Consider the following 2,113-nt stretch of genomic DNA (forward strand, 5'->3'; position numbering starts at 1 on the left):
ACAGCTCCCACAATCCGTCCGGCACCATCCGCTCGACCAACTCGCTCGACACGCAAACAGCATGCCGCAAGATCACACCAAACGAAATGAGCTGTTACTGCTGAGCCAAGCGGATGGGCGTCGTTGCCTCTGGCCGGGCTGGGAGCCCACTGCCGATAGTCCCTTGCGATCACGGTGAGATGGAGTTGACGGTCGGTCCGTTCAGCTGGCAGGAGCATCACCAGCCGGCTGATCCGTCCGCCTGACGAACGTGCCGCGGTCCCACCGGCCGTGTGGCCGACGCGGGTCGAAAGGCGGCCATGCAGCAGGGTCCCGCTCGGTCTTGCCGACGACGAGCGGAACCCCCTTCTGACTGCTCAGCCCTGCAGGTGGACGGTGCCGGTCGGTGCGAGGCTCAGTTCGAAGTGCACGTAGCCGCGAGCCCTGCTGAAGTCCCCGGTGCCTCCGGTGATCGCGAGGTTGTATGCGGTGGGACGTGTGTCGGCGGGTTGGCCCTTGACGCCCTGCACAGTGAGCTGGCCGTCGGGGGTTTCGAACGTGCCGAAGCACTGGGTCGTGCTCCGTCCCGTGGTGGACACGAAAGTGCACTGCTGGGCGTACGTACCGAACTCCGTGTGACCGGGTTCGATGAACGTACGGTAGTACGTTCCGAACTCCGACCCCAGCACCTGGCCGGAGGGGTTTCCGAACGAGGCGATTCTCTGGAGGGAGAAGTCGGTGTTCGTCGCGAAGCTTCTTTCATTCATGGCGTGCGCCGACGCGCTGGTGGAGAGGGCGCCACCTGTGACGAGAGTAGCCGCCACGGCCAACATTGCTGGCAGTCTCATTTCGCTTTTTCTCCTCGCTCATCCGGAGCCACCCCGAAAAGGGCGGATTGGTTCGAAGCGCAGGATGCCGGAGTCCCGGCGAGAGGAGCGATGAACTCAGGGCTCCATGATCATGCGTACCCGTCCGGCCTATCGATGCCATGCCGACAGCCGTAAGAAGGTCCCCGGCCGATCCCCGTGACGCGGCACCATCCTGGTCAAGAGCGTCACGCGGGCCGCTTCCGGGGGCGGCGAGCAGAAGACCGTCTCGTGGCAGGCCAGGCCGTCCGTTGTCCGACAAACGACCTCCATCAACACGGGCGCGTACGGGACGGGGCGGCGGACCACCGCGGTGACCAGCGGCGTCGGAGTAAAGACAGTGGCCGTCTCCGATCCTAGGCATGCTGGTGAGAACCGAGACCTCGCACGGTGACGCGCTGCGAGCGCCAGCGGCTTCCGCTCGGTGTTCGATGCCGTGGCCCACCCCGACGGGTCAGCGTCCCACCGGCGCCACGACGCGGTGGGTTGCAAACGATTCCGCCTTCGCTACGAGTGACGCCCGGACCTCCATCAAGGTCTCCTCGGACTCCCCTGCAGCATCATCTGCCTCCGATGCCTCCGACGGCTTCGGCGGCATTCGCAAACGATCAGCGAGCCGCACTCCACTGATGCGAGTGAGCGCCACGCCACTCGATTTGCTGGCCACCATGAAGCGCAAGCGCACCGACTACGGACCGTCTCTCGTGGAGGAGCTGACCTTCGACGAGGGTCCCGCGGAAAACCCCAGGTCAAACCCCCCGGCGAAATCTGTCGCCCCTCCGTCGACCCCCCGGCAGATCTCGCATGCCCCCGGCAGATCTCGCAGGGGCAGGGGTGGCGACATCTGCCTCCCTTCTCCTTCCTTCTTCAGATCCCTCTTCTCTCCCTCCCCGCGCGGGCGCCGCGCCTGACGCTGACGCCTCCCTCGGCATGGTGCCGGTCGGAGAGAGGGAACGAGGCTCCGCCCGAGGGGCACAACCCCTCCATCACCGTCGAGCACGCCCTTGCCGATCACAAGCGGTGGAAGCAACTGACGCGCTGGACCCACCTCCGCGACCGCCTTCCCGACACTTACCGAGCCATCGCCGGCCTCGTCTCCGACCGCACCCTCACGACCTGAGAACGGCCGCGAGCAGGACAAACACACCTCACCCGCTATCACGCACCAACTCGTAAGAGGTCGTTCTCTTTCCGAACCTCGTGTGACGTTTTCGCTGGCCAGGCATGAACTAGCTACTGCTGCGGGAGCCTCGGCTCGTTGCCGGACG

Annotated in this window: 1 protein-coding gene; it reads right to left on the reverse strand. The window is 65.5% G+C overall.

Translation table 11 applies throughout. The annotated features are described in order from the left end of the window. Positions 1-356 precede the first annotated feature (356 nt). Complete coding sequence (locus ACZ7FF_RS44880; protein ID WP_470820532.1) at positions 357-746, reverse strand: allene oxide cyclase barrel-like domain-containing protein; 390 nt, start codon at positions 744-746, stop codon at positions 357-359. Positions 747-2,113: the final 1,367 nt, after the last annotated feature.

The sequence above is a fragment of the Streptomyces sp. NPDC037126 genome, from assembly GCF_055605965.1.

Coding starts and splice junctions, on each gene's coding strand:
- ACZ7FF_RS44880 (WP_470820532.1), bottom strand. CDS start 746: ATGAATGAAAGAAGCTTCGCGACGAACACCGACTTCTCCCTCCAGAGA.